Origin of the sequence: Pseudomonas sp. SJZ080 (assembly GCF_007828295.1) — a bacterium.
Lineage (GTDB): Bacteria > Pseudomonadota > Gammaproteobacteria > Pseudomonadales > Pseudomonadaceae > Aquipseudomonas > Aquipseudomonas migulae_A.
The window spans coordinates 66,755-72,754 of the sequence record NZ_VIUK01000030.1 but is presented as its reverse complement, the minus strand read 5'-3'; the positions used below and the strand labels follow the sequence as shown (position 1 = coordinate 72,754).

Annotated in this window: 7 protein-coding genes; 2 read left to right on the top strand and 5 right to left on the bottom strand. The window is 59.9% G+C overall.

The annotated features are described in order from the left end of the window. Nucleotides 1–163 precede the first annotated feature (163 nt). Nucleotides 164–1,069, bottom strand: a complete 906-nt coding sequence (locus FBY04_RS28310; RefSeq protein ID WP_145318679.1) for a DMT family transporter — start codon at nucleotides 1,067–1,069, stop codon at nucleotides 164–166. Nucleotides 1,070–1,165: 96 nt separating this feature from the next. On the opposite strand from FBY04_RS28310, the gene FBY04_RS28305 reads away from it, so the two are divergent. Next, on the top strand, nucleotides 1,166–2,029 hold the full coding sequence (locus FBY04_RS28305; protein WP_084319745.1) for a LysR substrate-binding domain-containing protein: 864 nt from the start codon (nucleotides 1,166–1,168) through the stop codon (nucleotides 2,027–2,029). Between the two features lie 127 nt (nucleotides 2,030–2,156). Here FBY04_RS28305 and yegQ read toward each other — a convergent pair whose 3' ends face one another. Next, nucleotides 2,157–3,482 (bottom strand): tRNA 5-hydroxyuridine modification protein YegQ, encoded by a 1,326-nt coding sequence (gene yegQ, locus FBY04_RS28300; protein ID WP_145318676.1) that lies wholly within the window; start codon nucleotides 3,480–3,482, stop codon nucleotides 2,157–2,159. A 163-nt stretch (nucleotides 3,483–3,645) separates the two neighbouring features. Here yegQ and FBY04_RS28295 point away from each other — a divergent pair, with 163 nt between their 5' ends. Beyond that, a complete protein-coding gene (locus FBY04_RS28295) occupies nucleotides 3,646–4,707 on the top strand; it encodes an AI-2E family transporter (RefSeq protein WP_145318674.1) in 1,062 nt (353 codons plus the stop codon). Here the strand turns inward: FBY04_RS28295 and FBY04_RS28290 are convergent. The 3 genes from FBY04_RS28290 to FBY04_RS28280 all read right to left on the bottom strand — a co-directional run bounded on the left by FBY04_RS28290 (nucleotide 4,704) and on the right by FBY04_RS28280 (nucleotide 5,797). Then, nucleotides 4,704–4,886 (bottom strand): hypothetical protein, encoded by a 183-nt coding sequence (locus FBY04_RS28290; protein ID WP_084319748.1) that lies wholly within the window; start codon nucleotides 4,884–4,886, stop codon nucleotides 4,704–4,706. The two genes, FBY04_RS28295 and FBY04_RS28290, sit on opposite strands and share 4 nt — an antisense overlap. 112 nt (nucleotides 4,887–4,998) lie before the next feature. After that, entirely contained in the window at nucleotides 4,999–5,193 is a 195-nt protein-coding gene (locus tag FBY04_RS28285) for a hypothetical protein (protein ID WP_084319749.1), read from the bottom strand. A 235-nt stretch (nucleotides 5,194–5,428) separates the two neighbouring features. Next, nucleotides 5,429–5,797 carry a hypothetical protein gene (locus FBY04_RS28280; RefSeq protein WP_084319964.1) on the bottom strand — a complete coding sequence of 123 codons (369 nt, stop codon included), beginning with the start codon at nucleotides 5,795–5,797 and terminating at the stop codon, nucleotides 5,429–5,431. Nucleotides 5,798–6,000: the final 203 nt, after the last annotated feature.

Here is a 6,000-nt window from a genome sequence, read left to right as displayed (position 1 = left end):
CATGCGAATATTACTGATCAGACTGAATGCCATGCTGAGAGACGGCACGGAGTGGCGGTGACGAATGGCAGGGTGAAGACAGTTGCTCCCACATTGAAATGCATTCCCCTGTGGGAGCGGGCTTGCTCGCGAAGACGCCAGACGAATCAAGACTAATCCGGTGTCAGGCACTCGCTCTTCGAATCACCACCCACCGCCGCTCCAGATTCAACGCCAAGACACTGACCAACACCACCATCGCCCCCACAACAATCATCACCGTCGGCCGCTCCCCCAACGCAACCGAGGCCATCGCCATCGCCGTTGGCGGCACCAGATACAGCGTCATCGTCGCCCGGCTCAAATCAACATGTGCCAACACAAACGCCCAGGCCAGGTAAGCGAGCGCACTGGGAAACACGCCCAACGCCACCACCGCCAATTGCACATGCATTGGCGCGCTGAGTACTTGTGTCGCCAACCCCGGCAGGTACACCAGCAACAACGCTGTCCCCGACCACACCGTGTAGCAAACCAGCGTCAGTCCGTCGTAGCGCCCGGAGTGGTGCTTCTGCAATGCGAAGTAAAAACTCCAGGACACCGCCGCCAGCAGGATCAACAAACCGTGGGCGTCGATGCTGCCCACCCCGCGATCACCGGCGACCACGATCATCACGCCGACCAACCCCAGAAAAACACAGCCCCAGCGCCAGACGCTCACGCGGTCCTTGAACACGAAACGCGCCAGCAGCGTGCTGAACAGTGGCGTTGTTTGCGCCAGCACACTGGACGCGCCGGCGCTGACACTTTGCTGGCCGAAGTTGATCGCCACGTGATGCAGGCTCACGGCAAAAAAACCGAGGCCGAACAGCAGCGGCAAATCACGCCGATTCGGCAGGCTGATGCCTTTGACCAGCGCAACCATCGCCATGAACGCAGAGGCCACCAGGAACCGCAGCAAAGCCAGATGCCCGGGGTCATAGGCTTGCAGGCCGATGTGAATGCCGGTCGGGGAGTAACCCCAGCAGGCTACGACAAACGCCATGGCCAGAATGATTTTGACGGGCGAAGGGGGTGTGAGCGTTTGCATGGTCGGGCACCTGTGGACAGATGCATCGAGTATCAGAACTCGGAACGCTCGCCACAACTGACTTATACTGCGTCAACTATTCACTTTTGGTGATGTATGGAGCTGGCGCAGATTCGCATGTTCAAGACCGTTGCCGATGTCGGCAGCATCGCCCGTGCGGCCGAGTTGCTGCATTGCGTGCCCTCGAATATCACGGCACGGATCAAGGCGCTGGAGGCGGAGTTGGGTGTCGCGCTGTTTCTGCGTGAAGGCCGTGGGTTGCGCATCAGTCCGTCGGGGCAGACGTTTCTGGCCTATGCCTCGAAGATTCTTGCGCTCACGGCGGAGGCCAAGCGTGCGGTCGACCCCGCGGCCGACCCCTCCGGCCCGCTGCGCATCGGTGCCATCGAATCCTCGGCCACCGGGCGCTTGCCGCGTTTGCTCGCCAAGTTCCACAAGCGTTATCCGGCGGTGGCGCTGGAACTGACCACCGGCACCTGGGGCCAATTGCTGGATGACACCGTCAGCCACCGGCTCGACGGCGCAATCGTCGCGGTGGATGTCGAGCGCGCGCACCTCAAGCGCACGCCGATGTACCGCGAGGAGCTGCTGTTGATCGCCTCGACATCCCTGGGCCCGGTGCGTGATATCGCCGATTTGCAGGATAAAACCGTGTTCATGTGGCCACAGGGCTGCCCCTACCGCGCGGCACTGGAACACTGGTTGTTGCGCCAAGGGCAGGCGCTGCCGATTGTCAGCCTGGCCAGTTATGGCGCGATAGTGGGTTGCGTCAGCGCGGGGGCGGGCGTAGCGCTGGTGCCCAAAGGTGTGTTCGATCAGTACGCCAGGGGCGCCGGTTGCGCGGGGTACGAATTCCCTGAGCTGACGGCCATCGACAACCTGTTTTACTGGCATGAAAACGCCGGGGTGCACCCGGCGCGAGAGGCGTTTGTGGCGATGTTGCGCGAAGAGTTCACGTAACGGCATCACGCTCCCCTGTAGGAGCCGGCTTGCTGGCGATGCGTGCGACGCGGTTCATTTGACAGACCGCGTCGCCTGGATCGCCAGCAAGCCGGCTCCTACAGGGGGTTATGGGGGGGGCAACGGATCACATTTCGCGCACATCCCGCATCAACAACCCAAACCGCAAATCCACCGCATCCGGAATCGGCAGGTACACCGTGTGCCCATCCCCCGGCGCCACGTCGATGGGCTCGCCTTTGACGTTCTGCAACTGATGCAGATCGAAGTGGAAATTGCCCTTGGGCGTCATCAGTTCCATGTGATCGCCCAGACCGAAACGGTTCTTCACCTTGACCTCCGCCAAGCGGTCACGCCGCTCGCCGGTCAGCTCCCCGACAAACTGTTGTCGTTCCGACACCGAGCTGCCGTTCTGATAGTTCTGGTATTCGTCATGCACATGTCGACGCAGAAAACCTTCGGTGTAACCGCGCTGAGCGAGGGATTCCAGATCGGTCATCAGGCTGCGATCAAATGCGCGACCGGCCACCGCATCGTCGATTGCCTGGCGATACACCTGAGTGGTCCGTGCGCAATAGAAATGGGATTTGGTCCGGCCTTCGATTTTCAATGAGTGCACGCCCATCTGCGTCAGACGCTCGACATGCTGCACGGCGCGCAGGTCCTTGGCGTTCATGATGTAGGTGCCGTGTTCGTCCTCGAACGCCGGCATCAGTTCATCCGGACGATTGGCTTCCCGCAACAGGAACACCTGATCGGTCGGTGCGCCAATCCCCAGGGTCGGTTCGGGCTGGAAGGTCTGCACGATTTCGCCGAGCTGGTTTTGCGTGGCTTCTTGCGCCGGGTACTTCCAGCGACAGGCGTTGGTGCAACTGCCCTGATTGGCATCGCGTTTGTTCATGTAACCCGACAACAGGCAGCGGCCGGAGTAGGCCATGCACAACGCGCCGTGAACGAACACTTCCAGCTCCATGGCGGGCACTTGCTGGCGGATTTCGGCGATTTCTTCCAGGGACAGCTCACGGGACAGGATGATGCGGCTCAAGCCCTGTTGTTGCCAGAACTCGACGCTCGCCCAGTTCACCGTGTTGGCCTGCACCGACAGATGGATCGGCATCTGCGGGAAGTGTCGGCGCACCAGCATGATCAGGCCGGGGTCGGACATGATCAGCGCATCCGGAGCCATGGCGATCACGGGCTCCAGATCCTTTAGAAAGGTTTTGAGCTTGGCGTTGTGCGGGGCGATGTTCACCACCACGTAGAAGCGCTTGCCCTGGGCCTGGGCCTCGCGAATGCCGAGCGCCAGGTTGGCGTGATCGAATTCGTTGTTGCGTACCCGCAGGCTGTAGCGCGGCTGGCCGGCATACACCGCATCGGCGCCATAGGCGAAGGCATAACGCATGTTTTTCAGGGTGCCGGCGGGGGCGAGCAGTTCTGGCGTGGCGAGGGTCATGGGCGGGTCGATCGCAAAAGTCCGCGAGGGTAATCGGCTTGGCCGCAGGTTTCATTGATCTGGATCTATGCTTGATGAACAAGCGGATGGCACTCGCGCGAACCGTGGCGGACTAAGCATCAGGACGCGATATCGCGTCCCTGCGGACTGACATGGATCGGACATGAACGAAGAGACGGTACAAAACAAATCGCTGGTGATTCTGCTTGGGCTGGTGACCGCGGCGTTTATCTGGATTTTGCTGCCGTTCTACGGCGCGGTGTTCTGGACGGTGATCCTCGGCATTCTCTTCTCGCCACTGCAACGTCGTCTGCAACTGAAGTTCGGCTGGCAACGCAACCTGACGTCGCTGCTCACCCTTAGCATCTGCCTGATCATCGCCATTCTGCCGGTGATCATCCTCAGTATCCTGCTGGTTCAAGAGGGGGCTGCGCTGTACAAAAGCATCGAAAGCGGCGAACTGGACATCGCGGGGTACGTGACCCATTTCAAGCACAGCCTGCCGCCGTACTTTCAGCAATTGCTCGATCGGGCCGGGGTCGGTGAGCTGGACGGGCTGCGGGAGAAGATCATCAAGAGTGCGGTGTCGGGCAACGAGTTTGTCGCCACACAGGTATTCAGTTTCGGGCAGGGTACGTTTGATTTCGTGGTGGGGTTTTTCATCATGCTCTACCTGCTGTTCTTTTTTTTGCGCGACGGTGCAGAGCTTGCACGCAAGGTTCGCGCTGCCGTGCCGCTGGAGGAACACCAGAAACGCCGCTTGCAACTCAAGTTCAATCGCGTGGTGCGCGCCACGGTGAAAGGTAACTTGCTGGTGGCCATCACGCAGGGCACCCTCGGTGGTTTGATTTTCTGGTTTCTGGACATCCCGAGCGCGTTGCTCTGGGCGGTGTTGATGGCGTTTCTATCGCTGTTGCCAGCGGTGGGTGCGGGGATTGTCTGGGCGCCGGTGGCGGCGTTTTTCCTGTTCACCGGAGCGATCTGGCAGGGCGTGGTGCTGGGGTTGTTCGGCGTATTCGTGATCGGCCTGGTGGACAACGTGCTGCGACCGATCCTGGTGGGCAAGGACACCAAGATGCCGGACTATCTCATCCTCATTTCGACCTTGGGCGGCCTGGCGATTTTCGGACTCAATGGCTTCGTCATCGGGCCCTTGATCGCGGCGCTGTTCATGTCGAGCTGGGCGATTTTCATCGAAACCAAGCCGCGGGTGCAGCTGCCTTAGGCGCTGAGTCGACCGCTGTCGAGGCTCTGCGACAGTGCCTTGGCGGCGTTAAGCGAGGTGATCGGGCCGCTGATCGGTTCGCCGTCCTGTACCAGATACCAACAGGCGAGCAATCCTAGCTCTCTAAGCGGGGCGGGAACGGCGCTGCCGATAACGGACATGATCTGAACCTGGGACATAAGTACCTCCATCAATCTATGGAGCTACCTTACGGACCCGGCGCTTGAACGAGAAATCAACGCTTTCGATAGTCGTCATTGACGCCAGTGGCCCCAAACGACCGTCTGTCTGTCAGTCGACCACCAGATCCAGCATGTGGACCACTTCGTGCTCGTTGAGCAGGCCTTTGCGCACCAGGTTTTCGGCCAGCAGCGAAAGAAACTTGGCGCTGCGATGGCCTTCCAGGTGCTTGAGTTCGGTCAGGGCGTTGTACACCTTGCTGGAGGTGCACAAGCTGATATCGCGATGCGGGTTTTGCGTGGGCATAAGGTCGTCCTTGTTGTTATCAACCTGTTGTTGACGGACAGATCCAAGCTTGCGGACCTGACATGACATAAACATGGCAGTTTCCCCCGGCGCAGGGGAAGGGCGCTTGAGTCAATCTTGCCCGCTTGAACCTGTGGGACTGTCCCGATAGCGACCTTGGCGAGATTTTTTCAGACCTTAACCGACGAACGGGCATAAAAAAGCCCCGCTATAGAAGCGGGGCCTTGTGCGCCTGTTACCAGCGGCCGTAACCGTGGGGAGGGCCGTAATAACCGCGTGGCGGGCCGTAATAGCCACGGGGTGGACCGTAGTAGACCGGCGGCGGGGCGTAATAGACCGGTTGTTGCACGTAGACCGGCGCCGGCTGGTAGTAAACCGGTGGCGGTTGTTGCACGTACACCGGCTGCGGCTGGTAATAAACCGGTTGTTGCTGGACATAAACGGGCCGGTTGCTGTTGATGATGGCCGAACCGACGATGGCCGAGCCAACGATCGCGCCAAATACCGCTGGACCTTGCCAACCGTGACCGCCGCCAGCCTCTGCCTGCCCTGCGATAGCAAGAGCACCGATCAGCAAGGCAACTGTGGGGATTTTACGGATCATGATCATTCCTCGGTTCTTCAACCCGGCGCTTGCGTCTGCAATAGACCCAAGGATTGTCGCGGGGATACTTCTAAGACAGCGTTTTTTCGAAAATCAGCACAGCCGTTGGGTAAATTTTGTGTAAGGTCTGTACCGGCTTCCTTACCCACGTGCGCTGCCACGAGCAGGCACGCCAATATGATCGATCAGATCTCGATGGAATG

What these genes read in the sequence shown, in the direction of transcription:
- FBY04_RS28305 (WP_084319745.1), top strand. Translation starts at nt 1,166, where the DNA reads ATGGAGCTGGCGCAGATTCGCATGTTCAAGACCGTTGCCGATGTCGGC.
- FBY04_RS28290 (WP_084319748.1), bottom strand. Translation starts at nt 4,886, where the DNA reads ATGTCCCAGGTTCAGATCATGTCCGTTATCGGCAGCGCCGTTCCCGCC.
- FBY04_RS28285 (WP_084319749.1), bottom strand. Translation starts at nt 5,193, where the DNA reads ATGCCCACGCAAAACCCGCATCGCGATATCAGCTTGTGCACCTCCAGC.
- yegQ (WP_145318676.1), bottom strand. Translation starts at nt 3,482, where the DNA reads ATGACCCTCGCCACGCCAGAACTGCTCGCCCCCGCCGGCACCCTGAAA.
- FBY04_RS28280 (WP_084319964.1), bottom strand. Translation starts at nt 5,797, where the DNA reads ATGATCCGTAAAATCCCCACAGTTGCCTTGCTGATCGGTGCTCTTGCT.
- FBY04_RS28310 (WP_145318679.1), bottom strand. Translation starts at nt 1,069, where the DNA reads ATGCAAACGCTCACACCCCCTTCGCCCGTCAAAATCATTCTGGCCATG.
- FBY04_RS28295 (WP_145318674.1), top strand. Translation starts at nt 3,646, where the DNA reads ATGAACGAAGAGACGGTACAAAACAAATCGCTGGTGATTCTGCTTGGG.